At 38.7% G+C, this 18,982-nt stretch carries 19 protein-coding genes; 14 read left to right on the top strand and 5 right to left on the bottom strand.

Annotated elements, in window-relative coordinates:
- Positions 1 to 363 (top strand): YnfA family protein, encoded by a 363-nt coding sequence (locus EG365_RS18740; RefSeq protein WP_000904308.1) that lies wholly within the window; start codon positions 1 to 3, stop codon positions 361 to 363.
- Between the two features lie 427 nt (positions 364 to 790).
- Complete coding sequence (locus EG365_RS18735; protein ID WP_000993015.1) at positions 791 to 1,846, top strand: 3-deoxy-7-phosphoheptulonate synthase; 1,056 nt, start codon at positions 791 to 793, stop codon at positions 1,844 to 1,846.
- A 47-nt stretch (positions 1,847 to 1,893) separates the two neighbouring features.
- Here EG365_RS18735 and EG365_RS18730 read toward each other — a convergent pair whose 3' ends face one another.
- Together EG365_RS18730 and EG365_RS18725 are read right to left on the bottom strand one after the other, a co-directional pair.
- A complete protein-coding gene (locus EG365_RS18730) occupies positions 1,894 to 2,811 on the bottom strand; it encodes an alpha/beta fold hydrolase (RefSeq protein WP_001147222.1) in 918 nt (305 codons plus the stop codon).
- Positions 2,812 to 2,813: 2 nt separating this feature from the next.
- Positions 2,814 to 3,374 carry a PadR family transcriptional regulator gene (locus EG365_RS18725; protein ID WP_000056571.1) on the bottom strand — a complete coding sequence of 187 codons (561 nt, stop codon included), beginning with the start codon at positions 3,372 to 3,374 and terminating at the stop codon, positions 2,814 to 2,816.
- A gap of 135 nt (positions 3,375 to 3,509) precedes the next feature.
- On the opposite strand from EG365_RS18725, the gene EG365_RS18720 reads away from it, so the two are divergent.
- From EG365_RS18720 to EG365_RS18705, 4 genes are all read left to right on the top strand, one after another.
- Complete coding sequence (locus tag EG365_RS18720; RefSeq protein ID WP_000061160.1) at positions 3,510 to 5,534, top strand: NADPH-dependent 2,4-dienoyl-CoA reductase; 2,025 nt, start codon at positions 3,510 to 3,512, stop codon at positions 5,532 to 5,534.
- Between the two features lie 70 nt (positions 5,535 to 5,604).
- On the top strand, positions 5,605 to 6,012 hold the full coding sequence (locus EG365_RS18715; protein WP_000171431.1) for a nuclear transport factor 2 family protein: 408 nt from the start codon (positions 5,605 to 5,607) through the stop codon (positions 6,010 to 6,012).
- 42 nt (positions 6,013 to 6,054) lie between these two features.
- The gene (locus EG365_RS18710; protein ID WP_000266287.1) at positions 6,055 to 6,771 is read left to right on the top strand and encodes an SGNH/GDSL hydrolase family protein; all 717 of its coding nucleotides are present in this window, start codon (positions 6,055 to 6,057) and stop codon (positions 6,769 to 6,771) included.
- A 19-nt stretch (positions 6,772 to 6,790) separates the two neighbouring features.
- Complete coding sequence (locus tag EG365_RS18705; protein ID WP_000513044.1) at positions 6,791 to 7,885, top strand: YheT family hydrolase; 1,095 nt, start codon at positions 6,791 to 6,793, stop codon at positions 7,883 to 7,885.
- A 52-nt stretch (positions 7,886 to 7,937) separates the two neighbouring features.
- On the opposite strand, the gene EG365_RS18700 is transcribed toward EG365_RS18705, so the two are convergent.
- Positions 7,938 to 8,783 (bottom strand): metal-dependent hydrolase, encoded by an 846-nt coding sequence (locus EG365_RS18700; protein ID WP_000844944.1) that lies wholly within the window; start codon positions 8,781 to 8,783, stop codon positions 7,938 to 7,940.
- Between the two features lie 235 nt (positions 8,784 to 9,018).
- Complete coding sequence (locus EG365_RS18695) at positions 9,019 to 9,507, bottom strand: hypothetical protein (protein WP_001284535.1); 489 nt, start codon at positions 9,505 to 9,507, stop codon at positions 9,019 to 9,021.
- A gap of 223 nt (positions 9,508 to 9,730) precedes the next feature.
- Between EG365_RS18695 and EG365_RS18690 the strand changes: the two genes are divergently transcribed.
- From EG365_RS18690 to eno, 3 genes are read left to right on the top strand one after another with little or no spacing between them, the layout of a single operon-like run.
- Complete coding sequence (locus tag EG365_RS18690; RefSeq protein WP_000148660.1) at positions 9,731 to 11,368, top strand: CTP synthase; 1,638 nt, start codon at positions 9,731 to 9,733, stop codon at positions 11,366 to 11,368.
- Between the two features lie 31 nt (positions 11,369 to 11,399).
- Complete coding sequence (gene kdsA / locus EG365_RS18685; RefSeq protein WP_000080538.1) at positions 11,400 to 12,257, top strand: 3-deoxy-8-phosphooctulonate synthase; 858 nt, start codon at positions 11,400 to 11,402, stop codon at positions 12,255 to 12,257.
- Between the two features lie 45 nt (positions 12,258 to 12,302).
- Positions 12,303 to 13,592 carry a phosphopyruvate hydratase gene (gene eno, locus EG365_RS18680; protein WP_000078452.1) on the top strand — a complete coding sequence of 430 codons (1,290 nt, stop codon included), beginning with the start codon at positions 12,303 to 12,305 and terminating at the stop codon, positions 13,590 to 13,592.
- 96 nt (positions 13,593 to 13,688) lie between these two features.
- On the opposite strand, the gene EG365_RS18675 is transcribed toward eno, so the two are convergent.
- Positions 13,689 to 14,366: a DUF421 domain-containing protein gene (locus EG365_RS18675; protein ID WP_000366082.1), complete on the bottom strand. Its 678-nt coding sequence runs from the start codon at positions 14,364 to 14,366 to the stop codon at positions 13,689 to 13,691.
- A 627-nt stretch (positions 14,367 to 14,993) separates the two neighbouring features.
- On the opposite strand from EG365_RS18675, the gene ftsB reads away from it, so the two are divergent.
- The 5 genes from ftsB (at position 14,994) to pcaF (ending at position 18,981) form a co-directional block, all read left to right on the top strand.
- Positions 14,994 to 15,383 carry a cell division protein FtsB gene (gene ftsB, locus EG365_RS18670; protein WP_000895054.1) on the top strand — a complete coding sequence of 130 codons (390 nt, stop codon included), beginning with the start codon at positions 14,994 to 14,996 and terminating at the stop codon, positions 15,381 to 15,383.
- Positions 15,349 to 16,065, top strand: a complete 717-nt coding sequence (gene ispD / locus EG365_RS18665) for a 2-C-methyl-D-erythritol 4-phosphate cytidylyltransferase (protein ID WP_001216217.1) — start codon at positions 15,349 to 15,351, stop codon at positions 16,063 to 16,065. Before ftsB ends, ispD begins: the two co-directional genes overlap by 35 nt.
- Positions 16,066 to 16,413: 348 nt before the next feature.
- Positions 16,414 to 17,085, top strand: a complete 672-nt coding sequence (locus EG365_RS18660) for a 3-oxoacid CoA-transferase subunit A (protein ID WP_000565989.1) — start codon at positions 16,414 to 16,416, stop codon at positions 17,083 to 17,085.
- An 18-nt stretch (positions 17,086 to 17,103) separates the two neighbouring features.
- Positions 17,104 to 17,757 (top strand): 3-oxoacid CoA-transferase subunit B, encoded by a 654-nt coding sequence (locus EG365_RS18655; protein ID WP_000121755.1) that lies wholly within the window; start codon positions 17,104 to 17,106, stop codon positions 17,755 to 17,757.
- Between the two features lie 12 nt (positions 17,758 to 17,769).
- Positions 17,770 to 18,981, top strand: coding sequence for a 3-oxoadipyl-CoA thiolase (pcaF, locus tag EG365_RS18650; RefSeq protein WP_000172918.1), 1,212 nt, complete (start codon positions 17,770 to 17,772; stop codon positions 18,979 to 18,981).
- Position 18,982: the final 1 nt, after the last annotated feature.

Below are 18,982 nucleotides of genomic sequence, written 5' to 3'. Positions count from 1 at the left end.
ATGTTAATTGATAGTCTTTCTATAACCCGAATATTTAGTGTGTTCGGGTTATTTATTATTACTGCAATCGCTGAGATTTTGGGTTGTTACTTTCCTTATCTTATTTTAAAAGAAGGGAAGTCTGCGTGGCTATGGTTACCTACAGCACTGAGTTTGGCAGTGTTTGTCTGGTTGCTGACATTACATCCGGCAGCGTCTGGACGGATTTATGCAGCCTATGGCGGTATTTATATTTTTACTGCGCTTATGTGGCTTCGTTTTGTAGATCAGGTCGCTTTAACCAGATGGGATATCTTGGGTGGCGTAATCGTGCTTTGCGGAGCAGGTTTAATTATTTTACAGCCCCAAGGATTAATCCGTTAATTCTGAGAGTGATTATTTAAATTTTAAGTGAAAAAAATAAGCAATTTTTTCGCAAAAAATACTTGTCAAAGTCATCAACAATGCGTATTTTAGATTTAAGGAACATTTTTTAATATTTGAGATAAAGATGTTAAATCAATCTGTGAATTCTAACGCTTACTTTTATTTCTGGCAATTTAGATAGTTGCCTGAGCGTATTCGGGCACGAGAGTTGCCCATCACAGTTAATACCTGATCGGCAACCCCGATCAGGTTTTTTTATGCTTTATCTTTTTCAAATCGAGGACTTTAAAATGAACAACATGACTTATTCATACTTTAGCAACTTTTATTGGTTTTACTTTTGCCTACCTTTGCCAACGAATAGATCCAAAACGCTCAAATAAATGATCGGACTGATTAGGTTTCAGTCCAAAGGAAAAGACCAATGAATGCCTTAAATACTTTACTAACTCAAAGCAATACAAAAGAAACACCAGTTAGTTTACCTGTTCAGTTAAAAGCTAAATACCCGCTTGTGCAGACCTTCGCACGACAAATTGCAGAACATCGTCAAATTATTCAAAATATTCTTGCTGGCAAAGATCAGCGCTTAATGGTTATTACAGGACCATGTTCAATTCATGACCCAGTTGCTGTACTTGAATACGCAGATAGATTGCAAAAATTACAAGAAAAAGTAAAAGATCAAATCTTCATTGTGATGCGTGCTTATATTGAAAAGCCGCGTACAACAGTAGGTTGGAAAGGGTTTATGTATGACCCAAATCTTGATGGTTCATCTAATCTACAATTAGGTTTAGAAAAATCGCGTGAGCTATATTTACAAATTATTGAAAAAGGCTTACCGATTGCGAGCGAAATTTTAAGCCCAATGGCAACAGGCTATTTTGATGATTTATTGGCTTGGGGTGCAATTGGAGCTCGTACTAGTGAGTCCCAGATTCACCGTGAAATCTCAAGTCATATGCCATACAGTATTGGCTTCAAGAATGGTACGGATGGCTCAATTCAAATTGCTTTAGATGCTATTCAGTCTGCACAAAATGAGCATCAATTTTTAGGTATGAATCAGCAAGGTTTGCCTTCAGTGATTCAGAGTGCTGGAAATCCATTGCCACACTTGATTTTACGTGGAGCCAATCATGGTCCTAATTATGATTTGGCTTCAATTCAGGCAATTAGAGAAAAGCACAAACAAAACCTACCTGCCTTAGTTATTGACTGTAGTCATGGCAACAGTGGTAAAGATCCTTTACGTCAGCCAGAAGTTTTACAGCAAATCGTTGCTGAACGTCTAAAAACTCAGGTAAAGGGTGTCATGATTGAAAGCCATTTAGTTGATGGTAACCAGAAGATTTCATGTGAAATGACTTATGGTCAGTCGGTAACGGATGGTTGTTTAGGGTGGAATAAAACTGAACAGCTTTTGTTAAATGTTGCTAAACAATTAAAAGCAAGTGAATTAGCTCATTCGGCTTAATGATGTAAACATTTAAAAAGGGATCTGTTTTAGCAGATCCTTTTTTTTTAAGAAGCATGTTTAAGTTCGGATAAAAAAGTAGTGATTTCATGCCCGAATTTTTTTGGTTCGGTTAATAATGGCGTGTGGCCTGAACGTTCAAAATAAATTGTTTTTGCATGTTCGACACTATGTGCAATCAGGGTTTGCCCCGTTTCTGGATAGAGTGTCGAATTGCGTCCAATAAAGAAAGTTGTTGGGCACTGTAATTGCTGAAGTGCTTCACGATAATCTTCATTGTGGAAAAGATAATTTTCAACATACCAAAATAAGTAGTCTAAACGTTGAATCGGAAGAAGATATTTTTGTAAAAATGGTTGTTTTAACGCAGTTTTAAAAACAAAAGGGCTAAATGGATTGCTACTTTGCAATTCAATAAAATCTACCCACAAACGCACCAACTTTTGACGGTCCGGAAGTGATAATTCATAAAGATATTTAGCATTTTTATGGATTGATAATAACTGATAAATATCATTGAGTAATTGTTTAAATTGGGCATGTAATGGCCCAAATAACCCATATTGCCATGTAGCATCTACTGAAATTTTAGGCGTTTGATCGATATGTAAATAGGCCTTTAACTGCTGAGCGAGATGAGCATGTTTCATGCCATGCATTGCAGTGGTGGCTCCCATTGAGTAGCCCATTAAAATAAATTTATCTAATTTTAATTGCTCAATTAAGTGAGCAACATCTTGCCAGTGGCTTGATATGGCATCTTGCTCGGGAATTGCACAATTTTTTGAACCGCCAAAGCCCCGCCAGTCGGGAATAATAAACTCGTATTCTTTACGATTTGCATAGATAAAAGGTAGCCATTGCCAACTTTGCATACCTAAACCGGATAAAACTAATACCGGTTCACCACGACCAACACGGCGTACAAATAAACTTTCCTGATCGGGCATGGTGTAATAAGGCATGATTATTCTCCAGATACATTATCTTGAGCAAAGAGTTTTAATTGCGGGATGACTTGTTCCAACCATTTGATCCACTCAGTTTCCATAGTAATGCCGAGTTCTAAGATCATTTTATGAATATATAACACTCGATTATTCAAATCATCGCTATCTTTAAAATCTTTATCGTAAATAGTTTGGTAAAGCTTAAGCTTTTCTTGATGTAGACCAAGATGTCGTAACAGTTCGGGTAATATTTGATTATTGCCCAATTGCGCCTCAGCGCGCAATCTTACCATTAGGTCATCTCTAAGCTGTGCCGGTTCGCTTTGCTGCGTCATCCATGAAGCGAGTTCAATACGGCCAAGCTGTTCGACTTGATAAGTTTTTTTTCGGCCACTATCCATCTCATTTTCTAAAGTGGAAACCCAGCCTTTTTTAAGCATGTTATTGAGTTCACGATAAATTTGCTGATGTGTGGCATTCCAGAAAAAGCCCATAGATCGGTCAAAACGGCGGGCGAGTTCAAAGCCCGTGCTTGGCCGTTCTAGTAAACTGGTCAATAAAACATGAGGAAGTGACATGGCAATCCGTTTGTAAGCAAAAGTAAAGTGTGACTCATTAGATTATGCAACATGTTGCATAAAAGTCAAAATTTGATTATAAATTTGTGCAACAAGTTGCATTAAGCAAGCAGATTAGCAAGCCAAGGAGTTGTTATGTCGTTATATCCACATTTATTAAAACCATTAGATTTAGGTTTTACGACATTAAAAAATCGCGTATTGATGGGGTCTATGCATGTTGGTCTAGAAGAAGCGCCTGGTGGTTATGAGCGTATGGCAGCTTTTTATGCAGAACGTGCTAAAGGTGATGTGGGTCTTATTGTTACTGGCGGTATTGCACCCAATCAGGCAGGTTTAACCTTTGCTCATGCTTCTAAGTTAGATAGCACAGAAGAAGCCGAAAAACATAAAGTCATTACCGAAGCTGTACATGCTGCTGGCGGGAAGATTGCATTACAAATATTACATACGGGCCGATATTCTTATCAGCCAGAGATTGTTGCGCCTTCGGCAATTCAGGCACCTATTAATCCTATTAAGCCTAAAGCAATGACTTCTGCTGAGGTTCAACAAACGATTGATGATTTTGCAAACTGTGCGAAGCTTGCTCAATACGCTGGATATGACGGCGTTGAGATTATGGGTTCAGAAGGTTATTTAATTAACGAGTTTATTGCAGCCAGAACAAACCATCGTGATGATGAATGGGGTGGTAGCTATGAAAACCGTATTCGTTTTCCTGTTGAGATCGTAAAACGCACACGTGAAATAGTGGGTGAAAACTTTATTATTATTTACCGTTTATCAATGCTTGATTTAGTTGAAGGTGGTTCTACTTTAGAAGAAGTGATTCAACTTGCTAAAGCGATTGAAAAAGCTGGGGCTACGATCATTAATACGGGTATTGGCTGGCATGAAGCTCGTATTCCAACAATTGCCACCAAAGTTCCAAGAGCTGCATTTACTTGGGTCACTGAAAAATTAAAAGGTGAAGTTTCAGTTCCATTAATTACATCGAACCGTATTAATACACCAGAAATGGCTGAACATGTATTAGCGTCGGGTCATGCGGATATGGTTTCAATGGCACGTCCAATGCTTGCAGATCCTGATTTTGTTTTAAAAGCAAGTGAAGGCCGTAGCGATGAAATTAATACGTGTATTGGCTGTAACCAAGCTTGTCTCGACCACATTTTCTCTATGAAAATTGCAACATGTTTGGTTAATCCTCGAGCATGTTATGAAACAGAACTAATCTTTAAAGAAGCACAAAATCAGAAAAATATTGCTGTCATAGGTGCAGGACCAGCAGGTTTAAGTTTTGCTGTATATGCGGCAGATCGTGGACACCAAGTTAAAATCTTTGAAGCAAGTCATCAAATTGGTGGTCAGTTTAATATCGCTAAAACTGTGCCAGGTAAAGAAGAGTTCTACGAAACATTGCGCTATTTCAATCGTCAAATTGAATTACGCCCGAACATTGAACTTGTATTAAACCATCCAGCCACTTATGAAGAGCTAAGCCAATCAGACTTTGATGAAATAGTAGTTGCAACTGGTGTAACACCTCGTCAATTACAATTTGAAGGTATTGATCATCCAAAAGTGTTGAGCTACTTACAGGTGCTTAAAGAGCGTGCACCAGTAGGTCAGCGTGTTGCCATTATTGGTGCGGGTGGTATTGGTTTTGATACGGCTGAGTACCTAACCCATGAAGGTGAAAGTGGCAGTTTAAATCCAGAAAAATTTTATGAAGAGTGGGGTATTGATACTCACTATGAACATGTCGGAGGTTTAAAGCAGCCAAAAGTTGAAGCTTCTGAACGAGAAATCTATTTGTTGCAGCGTAAAGTTTCCTCAGTAGGTGCGGGATTGGGTAAAACGACTGGTTGGATTCACCGTACCGGGCTTAAGAACAGAAACGTGAAAATGTTAGCAGGTGTGCAATACGACAAAGTAGATGATCAAGGGCTTCATATTACTGTTGATGGCAAACCAACAGTGCTTGAGGTTGATAATGTTGTGATTTGCGCGGGTCAAGAATCATTTACTGCGATGTATGACCAATTAAAAGCAGATGGTAAGAATGTTCATTTGATTGGTGGTGCTAAAGAAGCAGGTGAGTTGGATGCTAAACGTGCTATTCGACAAGGTGCTGAACTAGCAGCGGTTCTTTAATGGCTTAAATGAGCATTGTCTTGGGTAAGAGAATGCTCATCACTAAAACCTATTTGAAGGAAAAATAAAAATGACACTCGAAATAACTAAACAGTCATTAGAAAAATGGCATCACATGATTCAATCAAATGACTTATCGAACTTAAATGATTTGCTGGCAGATGAAGTCGTTTTCCGTTCACCGGTTGCTTATAAACCTTATGAGGGAAGACAAGTTGTTTTCTTTATTCTCACCAATGTAATTCAGGTATTTCAGAATTTTACCTATCATCGAGAGTTTTACACGGAAAATGGTGAAAATGTAGTGCTGGAGTTTAGTGCGAATGTAGGAGATAAATCATTAAAAGGTATCGATATGATTCGTTTTAATGAGCAGGGTAAAATTATTGATTTTGAAGTAATGATTCGTCCATTGAGCGGTTTAGCTGCATTAGCTGAGCAAATGGGCATACGAATAGCTCAATTTAAACCTCAATAATTTTGTTAAATAGCCTAAGAAAGAATATTGAGGTATATAAAAATGTGGTTAAAACTTTCAACATTTTTTTTATTACCCGTATTGTTCATACAAGGTCATAAAGTTCGAAAGAACACACCACGTTTAGCAGAAGCCAAAGGTGAACGAGAAGGTAGAGCTGGTCAAGGTAAATCTTTATCTCTGCTTATTTTGGGGGATTCTGCCGCAGCAGGTGTTGGTGTAGAAAATCAGAAAGATGCTTTGTCTGGTGCTATTATTCAAGAACTGCAAAATGAATTTTCCCTACAGTGGAAACTTCATGCTAAAACTGGCGATACAACTCGACAAGTTTTTAATGCTTTGCAGCATTTAGAAGAGCAGAAGTATGATGTGATTGTGACATCTATTGGTGTAAATGATGTCACAAAGTTGATCTCTGCTAAATCATGGATTAAACAACAGAAGCAATTATTTGAGCATATACAGAAACGTTTTCAGCCAAAGTTGATTATCGTTTCCGGTGTGCCTCCAATGCAACATTTCCCGGCTTTACCGAATCCACTAGCTTGGTTGTTTGGGCAATATGCAGTGCAAATGAATCAAAAATTACAACAATGGTTAGCACCACAAAGCCATTTTAAGTTTCTTGAATATGATATTGAAACTTTTCAAGCCATGAACTTGCCTATGGCAAGTGACGGTTTTCATCCAAGTAAAGAAGTTTACGCAGTTTGGGGACGGCAGGTTGCAGCCATAGTGCGGCAATCATTTAACTCATAGTCATAGGTAGTTATTGGATATGGGCATATCTGTTTTTAATAAAATTAAAGATTTCGGTTCGGAGCTGTTCGATTTAGTGTTGGGCGCTGAGCATCCAAAAGTCTATTATCATCCTCAAGGAAAAATAAAAGATATTTTGGATAAGTTGCCACAACTTAAACAGAAATATCGTCCTACGCCTTGGCTCACAAATAGTCATGTTCACTTACTTTATTTTGATCTTATTAGAAAACAAACAATAAAGTTGGCATATGATCGAATTGATCAACTCACTATGAGTGATGGTGGTATTACCGCAATTGCTTGGTATGGCTATAACTTACCGCCAGATACACCAACAGTTGTAATTATGCATACCATTACAGGTACACCTGAGAGTATGCGTGAATTGGTACGCGATTTAAATCAATACACAGGCTGGCGAATTGCATTATGCCTGCGCCGTGGTCACGCAGGTTTGCCAATGCCTGTGCCGCAAATTTCTCTATTTGGTTCTACGAGTGATTTAAAAGAACAACTTAACCATATTCAAAGTTTATTTCCGGCATCGGATTTATATGCGGTAGGTTCTTCGGCGGGTACAGGGTTGCTAGTTCGTTATTTGGGTGAACAAGGCGAAGACACACCTTTTAAAGCTGCGTTTGCGATGTGTCCGGGCTATAACACGGAAATTGGTTTTAAAAATGTCCACCCTTTTTACAGCAAAATGATGACTAAAAAGCTCTTCAAGTATTTTATTTATCCGTACCAAAATACATGGAGCCAGATTGCATCTTTAGAGAAAGTTTTATCAGCAACCAATTTGGAAGAATTTGAAAAAGAATACTTCGAGATGGCGGGTTTTGAAGATTATGAGACTTACTGTAAATCTATTAACCCGATTTATGTGTTCGAAAATATTAAAATTCCTTTAATGATTTTGAATGCTGAAGATGACCCTGTGTGTTCTATTAAAAATTTAGAGCCATATAAAGAGCCGATTCAGCAGATGAGCAATGTTGCTGTGGTGACAACGAAAAAAGGAAGTCATTGTGCATTTTATGAAGGATGGCGCAGTACATCGTGGGCAGCACGTCTCATGGCTGATTATTTTTTAATTGAACATAATAAATAGATAATCTTTGAATATAAATAAAGCCCAGATCTCGGGCTTTATTTTTTATACTTTAAGATAAGAGGGATGATCTATCACTTATTCCAAGTTTTACTTTTGTAGCGGCAACTAAAGCTTTTTCATCTGTCTGGTTGGGGTGAAAATCAAAACGGTAGTATTCAAGAAATTTAGGAATCAACACTTTATATTGTTTGCTCGCAAAGTTAAAAAAGTTGCGCCAAGTTTTGAAATTGGTCAGTTGCTTATCTCGTTTCATTAGAGCAATATGGTAAATAGTTGAAAAGGCTGTAATCAGAACTAAACTGAATGTAAAAACTGCAACACGTGGAATATATGCATCTAATCCGTTGCCATATAGATGTTGATATAAATCGAATGCAACAGCTTTATGCTCGGTTTCTTCTACACTGTGCCATAACCATAGGTTGCGAATAGTGTTGTCGGTCATAAGCTCATTTACTGATTGCATCATGCTGACTACCAGAACAGCTGTATAGTGTTCTAATCCAACAGTTACCAATAAATTCCATTTTTTACTAAAAACTTTCTCAATAGCTTTAAGAACAATACCTGTAGCTTTCTCTAGTGATTCTGGATTTAAACCATATTGTTGTGCACTGACATGGAAAGCATGATGTTCTTTAGAATGCATTGCTTCTTGACCAATAAATGCGCCTATTTCTCTGTCTAGAATTTCATTCTCTTTAGCTTTAGCTCGTAAAGCACGGACAGATCTAACAAAGTATGATTCACCTTCAGGAAATAAAGTCGAAAGACCCGTGAAATAGTGGGTGAGAGAAGGCTCATGATTGCACCAATAGCGCGGAGTATCTTCAAAATTGTAGTCCATGCGGCGGACAGGAAAAGAGGCTGGTGTACGGTTTAAAGCTGTTTTCATTTTCTTGCTCCAATCTTCTTTTAGATTAAGTTCCAAAAAGGAACTTGTTAATAAAAATTATAAGCAGACTAGATTGGAGTCAATAAATTTCGAATGATTGAAAATAGATTGTCCTAAAATGATAGACAGGAGAGCTTTAAAGACAAAAAGTAATAAAATTAAATTTATTTGTATTATGACTATTTATATAAATGCCCAAATTAAAAAAATAATTTGGGCATTCTTGAACAGAAGCTTAGTTCTTAAGTGCTGGTGTTGCAGCAGCAATAGCAGCAGCAACGGCATCATCTTCTGTGTTCGCAGGTTCAGTTGCCTTAGCAGCTGGTTTTGACTGAGCTTTTTCCGGTTTAGGTTCAGCTTTAGGCTCAGGTTTTTTTTCTGGTTTAGGTTCTACTTTTGGTGTCTCAGATTTAGGTTGTTCAGCAACTTGTGTCTGTGAAGATTCATCAGAACGCGCAGGACGAGTTTCACGGCGAATTTCAGTTGTCGTGTTAGCAGTTTCTTCACGATGAACTTCAACTTGTGGTTGCTCTTGAACTTGAGCTTCTTGAGTATCTACACTCTCTAAAGATTCAAATTTTGCAGGCTTCTGTGGTTGAGGTTCTGAAACAGCAGTTTCAACCTTGTCTTGCTCTTCTTCTTTCGGTGTCTCTTTTTTAACGCATGCGGTTAACAATAGTCCAGCCGCAATTGCAGCACAGATTAAAAGTTTTTTATTTGCCATTGCCCTAAACAACATTTAATTGAGGAATTGGCATTATAACAGTAAATAGCTATGAAAAAATCATGTCAGATTGAGCTAATTTTTTATTAAAAATGCTGATAGAATAACCAGTTGTTTATTGTTCTTTGAATTGATGCGGTTTGACTTTGCTTTATAGGGGCAGAGTACAGTAAAATTGCCAAACATTGTAGGCCGATTTCGGCTTGATTGTACGAGAAACTTAATGACCCATTTTATTTTTGTCACTGGTGGTGTGGTTTCATCGCTAGGTAAAGGTATTTCTGCTGCTTCTGTTGCTGCACTTTTGGAAGCTCGTGGCTTAAAAGTCACAATGGTTAAAATGGATCCTTATATTAATGTCGATCCAGGGACAATGAGCCCATTCCAGCATGGTGAAGTTTTTGTTACCGAAGATGGTGCAGAAACAGATCTGGATCTGGGTTATTACGAACGTTTCTTACGTCGCGCGAAAATGACCAAACTAAACAACTTCACTAGTGGTCGTGTATATCAAGACGTTTTAAATAAAGAGCGTCGTGGTGATTACTTAGGTGGTACAGTTCAGGTTATTCCTCATATTACCGACAATATTAAAGAACGTGTACTCCGCGCGGGCGAAGGCTATGATGTTGCTATCGTAGAGATCGGTGGTACCGTAGGTGATATCGAATCTTTACCGTTTATGGAGTCGGTTCGTCAGTTAATGGTTGAGCTGGGCCATAAACGTACCATGCTTATGCATTTAACTTTGTTGCCATATATTAAGTCAGCAGCGGAGTTAAAAACAAAACCAACTCAGCACTCTGTAAAAGAGTTACTTTCAATCGGTATTCAGCCAGATATTCTTATCTGTCGTACTGAGTATGATGTTGATGCTGACACTAAACGTAAGATCGCGTTATTCACGAACGTAGAAGCTCGTGCGGTTGTCGTGTGTAAAGATGCGAAAACGATCTATCAAATTCCACGTGGCTTCTATGAGCAAAATGTAGATGACCTGATTTGTGAACGTTTTGGTTTTACTGATTTACCGGAAGCTGACTTAACTGATTGGGATAATGTTGTAGAAGCATTACTTAACCCAGAATACACAGTACGTGTAGCAATGGTCGGTAAGTATGTTGAATTACCGGATGCTTATAAATCTGTAAACGAAGCATTGTTACATGCTGGTATTAAAAATCGCGTAAAAGTACAAATTGATTATGTCAATGCTGAAGAGCTTGAAAGTCAAGATGTTTCTATTTTGAAAACAGCTGATGCGATTTTAGTTCCTGGTGGTTTTGGTGAGCGTGGTACTGAAGGCAAAATGAAAGCTATTCAATACGCACGTGAAAATAGTATTCCTTTCTTGGGAATCTGTTTGGGTATGCAGTTGGCTGTTATTGAATATGCTCGCCATGTTGCAGGTATGCCAGAAGCTTCTTCTACAGAATTTAACCGTTCTACAAAATATCCATTGATTGGTTTAATTACCGAATGGTTAGATGAGCGCGGTGAATTACAACAGCGTAGCCTTGAGTCTGACTTAGGCGGAACAATGCGTTTAGGTGCACAAAAATCAGAATTGGTTGAAGGCACAAAAACTCGTGAAGTTTACGGAAAAGCTGAGATTACCGAACGTCATCGTCACCGTTATGAAATGAATAATCGTTTCATTGAAGCGATTGAACAAGCGGGCATGAAGATTTCTGGTTATTCTTCAGCGCAACATTTAGTTGAAACTGTAGAAATTCCTGAACATCCTTGGTTTATTGCTGTACAATTCCACCCGGAATTTACAAGTTCACCACGTGATGGACATCCATTATTTGCTAGTTTTATTGACGCTGCAAAAACACAGCATCAAAAAAGTAAGTAATGCGATTTTAAAATAAACTGGGAAAGTTTAAATGTCACAATTAAAACCACAAGAAGTTGTACGTTTAGGCGATATACAAATGGCAAATCATTTGCCATTTGTATTATTTGGCGGAATGAACGTACTCGAGTCAAAAGATTTAGCTTTTGAAATTGCTGAAACTTATATTGATATTTGTAAACGCCTAGATATTCCATATGTATTTAAGGCGAGTTTTGATAAAGCAAACCGTTCTAGTTTGCATTCATTCCGTGGTCCTGGACTTGAAAAAGGTATTGAATGGTTAGGCGACATTAAAAAACATTTTAATGTACCAATTATTACCGACGTTCACGAACCATATCAGGCAGCGCCAGTTGCCGAAGTCGCTGATATTATCCAGCTTCCTGCTTTCTTAAGCCGTCAAACTGATCTTGTTGAAGCAATGGCGAAAACCCAAGCTATTATCAACATTAAAAAAGCACAGTTCTTGGCTCCTCATGAAATGCGCCATATTTTGCATAAATGTTTAGAAGCGGGAAATGACAAACTTATTCTTTGTGAGCGTGGCTCAGCATTTGGCTATAACAATTTAGTTGTAGACATGCTTGGCTTTGACATTATGAAAGAAATGAATGTACCTGTATTCTTTGACGTGACTCATGCTTTACAAACTCCAGGTGGTCGTTCAGATTCAGCTGGTGGTCGCCGTGCTCAAATTACAACATTGGCACGTGCTGGTATGGCAACAGGTTTAGCGGGATTATTCCTAGAGTCTCATCCAGATCCAGACAAAGCGAAATGTGATGGACCATCTGCATTGCGCTTGTCACAGCTTGAGCCATTCTTGGCACAACTAAAAGAATTGGATACTTTAGTTAAAGGATTCAAAAAGTTAGATACTCATTGATGCAGGAATTTGCATCGCGTTATTCATTCAACTGAGGAATTGTTCATGAGCCAAATCGTTGACATTCGTGCACGTGAAATTTTGGACTCTCGTGGTAACCCAACCATCGAAGCAGACGTCATCTTAGAATCTGGGGTGGTTGGTCGTGCATGTGCACCATCTGGTGCTTCAACTGGTTCTCGTGAAGCTTTAGAACTTCGTGACGGCGACAAATCTCGTTACTTAGGTAAAGGCGTTCGTACTGCTGTTCAGAATGTAAATAGCTCAATTCATGAATTGCTTGTTGGTCAAAGTGTTTTTGAACAAAAAGCGCTTGATGAAAAAATGATTGCTTTTGATGGCACTGAAAACAAATCTAAATTAGGTGCTAATGCAACTTTGGCGGTATCTTTAGCAGCAGCTCACGCAGCAGCTGCTGAACAAAAACTTCCATTGTTCCAATACATTGCTAACTTACGTGGTCAAACTACTTTGACTATGCCTGTACCAATGATGAACATTTTGAACGGTGGTGCTCACGCAGATAACACTGTTGATATTCAAGAGTTCATGATTGAGCCAGTTGGTTTCACTTCCTTCGCTGAAGCATTACGTGCTGGTGCAGAAGTATTCCATTCTTTGAAATCAGTTCTTAAGAAACAGGGTTTGAACACAGCTGTAGGTGATGAAGGTGGTTTTGCGCCTAACCTTCGTTCAAATGAAGAAGCGATTACAGTAATTCTTCAAGCAATTGAGCAAACTGGTTATAAAGCTGGTTCAGATATTATGCTTGCACTTGACTGTGCATCTTCAGAATTCTACAAGAATGGTCAATATATTCTTGAAGGTGAAGGCAACAAGTCTTTTACAAGCAATCAATTTGCTGATTACTTAGCTGGTCTTGTTAAGCAGTATCCAATTATCTCTATTGAAGATGGTTTGGATGAGTCTGACTGGGAAGGCTGGAGTTACTTAACTTCAATTCTTGGTGATAAAATCCAATTAGTTGGTGACGATTTATTCGTAACTAATCCTAAGATTTTACAACGTGGTATTGATGAAAAAGTTGGTAACTCAATTTTGATCAAATATAACCAGATTGGTACATTGACTGAAACTTTAGATGCAATCTACCTTGCTAAAGCAAATGGTTACACCACTGTTATTTCTCACCGTTCTGGTGAAACAGAAGATTCAACTATTGCTGATTTAGCAGTAGGTACAGCAGCAGGTCAAATTAAGACTGGTTCACTTTGCCGTTCTGACCGTGTTTCTAAATATAACCAATTGCTTCGTATTGAAGAGTTAACTAAAGCTGTTTACCGCGGTAAAGCTGAATTCAAAGGTTTAAACTAATCTTTTGAATAAAGCTTTATATATTTAAATATTGATGAAAAATTAATATCTAAATATAAGTGCTATTTCTAAGTGTTAGAAATAGCACTTTTTTATTTACCCTAAGCGCCGGGTTTTTAAAGATTCAGCCCAACTGTGGTGATGACAACGAGAGCATTCTTGATCTAGCTTATTTAAAATTTTAGTTTCGCCACATTTCATACAGGAATAAAAAGTATTAATTTTAAGAACTTCTGCTTTACGATAAGCATCAGGGAATAAGGGAAGTCCCCATTTGACATCTTCATCTTCATAATAAAGCAAGCTCAGAATACCATCCGATTCAAGCAGGGCTGTTCTGACTTGGCCTAAATGTTCAACGTTTTGTTGGCGCATTTCCGAAAAAAACTCATCATGAGAATAGGTCTGTTTTTGGAAATCTTTGTAGACTAAAAGACCTTCTTTAACGACACAGAGCGCTTTTCCTTCTAATAAGTCTTCAATTTTTTTATGTTTTACCATACCCCAAGTGACAAGACGATATAGAGAAAGAATAGCGATAAAAGCTATCAATGCATGGGCAATCGGTAAATCCTTAGTAAACATAGGATCGCCAGCAGCAGAACCTAAACATAAAATAATGGCAAGTTCAAATAAGGAGAGTTGCCGAATACCACGTTTACCAGATAGCCTTAGAAAACTAATGATAATGATAAACATGATGGTACAACGGACCAAAATTTCTAAAACAAAGGACCACGTTGTGTCACCTATAAGAATATTAGAAAGATCCATCTTTTTCTCACTTGTTTAAATATGTATAAAAAATACATTTAAAATTCATATCAGAATAAAATTAAAAAAAATATACTTTTTAAGTGGTTATTGGTTAAAAAATTGATATATGTGTATTGTTATATGAAATTAAAAGATATAAAACTCATGTATAGAATAGAAGGGCCGAGCTTGAAAAAAATGACGATACAACTATTAAATTTTAAAAAAATTCTGTTTTATTAATTTATCATCTTGAATAAAATTCCGACCGGAATCAAGCATTGTAAGTAATACAATATTTAAACTTTGGTCATTGGTGGTAAGAAGATAGTCTTCATGTTCAGAGAATCTATTTCTTTATATCTTTCAGGAGAGCTTTTTTATATTTATTGAGACACTTTTTTTGTTAATTAGAAGTATTTTTATATGCATAGATTGATTTATAAGCAGTTGTGTTGATAAACATTATTTTCCTTTCCAATTGAGTTGAATTTTGACAAAATGAAACATGTCACAATGGTCAATTTAAAGTAATATGACCATTCATCGTTTTGCAGGAACTTTGCAGGAATTTTGCATGCTGCTTGTAAATTGTCATACAATACAAAAACTTAATCAAAGTTTTTAATTAAAGCTCTTAATGCTATGTTAGAAGTATTTCGTTCCACTTCAAGCAAACTTATATTGCTACTGGTTATTGTTTTAGTGGCTATATTGCAATATCAGTTTTGGTTAGGTGAGGGTGGTTATTTTCCTCATCAAGCGCTTATGCAGCAGATTCAACAACAAGCCGAAGTAAATGACGAGCTTAAAGAGCGAAACCGTATTTTGGCAGCTGAAGTTTTCGACCTAAAGAATGGTACGGAGGCGATAGAAGAGCATGCTCGCCTAGATCTAGGTTTGGTTAAGCCACATGAGACATTTGTTCAAATGAGTACAATTAGTACTCATTACAAACCTATTTATATTGACCCGAACGCTAAAGTAGATTTGGAAACTAATGAGACACCTCCATCACCAGACATCCCAGACTAAATTATGGGCAGTTATCCCTGCGGCTGGTTCAGGTAGTCGGTTTTCCAAAACTGAATTAAAGCAATACCAATATATTCAAGATGCTACTGTTATAGAACATACTGTTAAGCGTTTAAGTCAGCTTCCGCTGACGGGTTATGTTTTGGCAATTGGAAAACAAGATACTTTTGCCTCAACTTTATCTTTTCAAGATAAGCATAAAGCGCATTTTTGTAATGGAGGCGTTGAACGTGTGCACTCGGTATTAAATGCTCTGAATTATCTATCACAGATTGCGGATGAGGATGATTGGGTATTAGTACATGATGCAGCAAGGCCTTGTGTGACTTTTGAATGCTTGAATACTCTTGTTAAAAATGCAATTGAGACTAATCAGAGTGCTATTTTGGCAATTCCTGTACGCGATACGCTAAAACAAGTGAATCAGGAACAGCAAATTGACAAAACTGTAAGTCGAGAGCTGTTGTGGCAAGCTCAAACTCCTCAAATTGCTAAAATCGGAATTCTTAAAAAAGCGATAGAAACAGCGCTAAAAAATAATTTGACTATTACTGATGAGGCGAGTGCACTTGAATCTATAGGAGAGAGTGTACTGGTGGTCATGGGGCGTTCTGATAATATAAAAATTACTTACCCCGATGATTTAGAACTTGCTCGCTTGATTCTACAATCACAAAATTAAGATTTTATTACAGGATAGATGGTAATTTTTAGTTATAAAATAGCCTAAGTAAATATGGTGTTTCTACATATCTATTCAAAATAATTAGTATTTTTTTACAACTTGTATTTGTAAGATTGAATAAGTAATTTACTTAGATAATGTTCGATAGTCGAACAAAAAAATCCTAAATCGAACAAAACTATATATAGCTGACTAGATCAAAATCTGAAAATTATCAAAAATGTTTAAAAGGGAAATCTAAGGGAAACACTCGGGATTGAGTGAAATATTTATCTATTCTTCTCGCCTCAGTGTGCCTAAATCTCTTACCTCTCTCTTCTTCAATGAGCACAATGGAGTTGTCTAATGATTGACAAAAGTAAGTCCTCACTAAGCGAGGTTTTATCGCAAATTAAAGATGGTGCAACCATTCTGATTGGTGGTTTTGGTACCGCAGGACAACCCGCTGAACTCATTGACGGTCTGATTGATCTTGGCGTTAAGGACCTGACCATTGTGAGCAACAATGCCGGTAATGGCGATTATGGTCTGGCTAAACTGCTCAAAGCCGGTTCTATTAAAAAAGTGATTTGCTCTTTCCCACGTCAGTCTGACTCTTATGTGTTTGATGAACTGTACCGTGCCGGAAAGGTTGAACTTGAACTGGTACCGCAAGGCAATCTGGCGTGCCGTATTCAGGCAGCAGGTATGGGCCTTGGGGCGGTGTTTACCCCAACTGGCTTTGGAACACTTTTGGCCGAAGGCAAAGAAACCCGTCATATTGATGGTAAAGATTACGTGCTTGAGTATCCGATCAAGGCTGACTTTGCCCTGATTAAAGCCTATAAGGGCGACCGCTGGGGAAATCTGGTTTACCGTAAATCTGCACGTAACTTTGGCCCGATCATGGCCATGGCTGCTGATGTCACCATTGCTCAGGTTTCTGAAGTGGTTGAATTGGGTGGATTAGACCCGGAACACATCATCACCCCAGGTATTTTTGTACAGCATGTTGTACAAGTACAGCCCGCACAGTAAGCAATAAGGAGAAATAACATGAGCTACCAGAAACTCAGCCGTGACCAGATTGCAAAGCGTGTGGCACAAGATATTCCCGATGGTGCCTATGTCAACTTGGGTATTGGTTTACCGACCAAGATTGCCAGCTACTTACCTGCTGATAAAGATGTCTTTCTACATTCTGAAAATGGTCTGTTGGCTTTTGGCCCACCACCAGCGGCAGGTGAAGAAGACCCTGAACTGATTAATGCGGGTAAAGAGTTTGTGACCATGCTTGAAGGCGGCAGCTTTTTCCACCATGGCGATTCATTTGCCATGATGCGTGGTGGTCACCTTGATATTGCGGTGCTTGGGGCATTTCAGGTGGCAGCCAATGGTGACTTGGCCAACTGGCACACGGGTGCACCAGATGCAATTCCTGCTGTTGGTGGTGCAATGGATTTGGCAGTTGGTGCCAAGAAAGTATTTATCACTACAGACCATGTGACCAAACAAGGTGAGCCGAAGATTGTGGCTGAGCTGACTTATCCAGTTACTGGTAAACACTGTGTTGACCGTATTTACACTGACCTGTGCGTGATTGACGTGACTAAAGATGGTTTAAAGGTGATTGAGAAAGTTGAAGGTCTTAGCTTTGATGAGTTACAGGCTTTAACAGGTGCAACTTTGATTGATGCGACTCAAGGGTAAGGAAGTAGGGAAATGACATTAAAAAACGCTTATATCATCGATGCCATCCGTACTCCATTTGGCCGTTACGCCGGTGGCCTTGCACCTGTCCGTGCCGATGACCTTGGCGCTGTGCCGATTAAAGCACTCATGCAGCGTAACCCGAATGTAGATTGGGAACAGGTCGATGATGTGATCTATGGTTGTGCCAACCAAGCTGGTGAAGATAACCGTAACGTGGGCCGTATGTCAGCATTACTTGCAGGGTTACCTTATCAGGTGCCGGCAACCACCATTAACCGTTTGTGTGGTTCTTCACTCGATGCCATTGCCATTGCTGCCCGTGCCATTAAAGCAGGTGAAGCGAACTTGGTGATTGCAGGTGGTGTAGAAAGCATGAGCCGTGCACCTTATGTGATGGGTAAGTCAGATAGTGCTTTTGGCCGTAGCCAGAAGATTGAAGACACCACCATGGGCTGGCGTTTCATTAACCCTAAACTTAAAGAATTGTATGGTGTAGACACCATGCCCCAGACTGCCGAAAACGTCGCTGAACAGTTCAACGTCAATCGTGCAGATCAGGACCAGTTTGCCTTGGTGAGCCAACAACGCACCGCAAGCGCGCAAGCCAAAGGCTTTTTTTCTAAAGAAATCGTGGCAGTTGAAATCCCTCAGCGTAAGGGTGATGCGGTGGTGATTGATACCGATGAGCATCCTCGTGCATCAACCACCCTTGAAGCTTTAAGCAAACTTAAACCTGTTGTGAAAGCAGATGGCACAGTCACTGCGGGAAATGCTTCAGGTATTAATGATGGTGCGGCAGCTCTATTGATTGCTTCTGATGATGCAGTTCAGGCATACAACTTAAAACCACGTGCCAAGATCATTGCTTCAACAGCCGTCGGTGTAGAACCGCGTATTATGGGTTTTGCTCCGGCACCAGCGATTAAAAAATTACTTAAACAAGCCAACCTGACTTTAGAGCAGATGGATGTAATTGAACTGAATGAAGCCTTTGCTGCACAGGCTTTAGCAGTGACCCGTGATTTAGGCTTACCAGACAACTCTGACAAGGTAAACCCAAACGGTGGTGCCATTGCTTTAGGTCATCCACTTGGTGCATCAGGTGCACGTCTTGTGACGACAGCTTTAAACCAGCTTGAACAAACAGGTGGCCGTTATGCCTTGTGTTCAATGTGTATTGGGGTAGGTCAAGGTATCGCATTGATTATTGAGAGAGTCTAAT

It is taken from the genome of Acinetobacter sp. FDAARGOS_494, from assembly GCF_003812225.1.
Taxonomy (GTDB): domain Bacteria; phylum Pseudomonadota; class Gammaproteobacteria; order Pseudomonadales; family Moraxellaceae; genus Acinetobacter; species Acinetobacter baumannii.
Note: the sequence above shows the minus strand (reverse complement) of the source record. Positions and strands in the feature narration are given on the sequence as shown.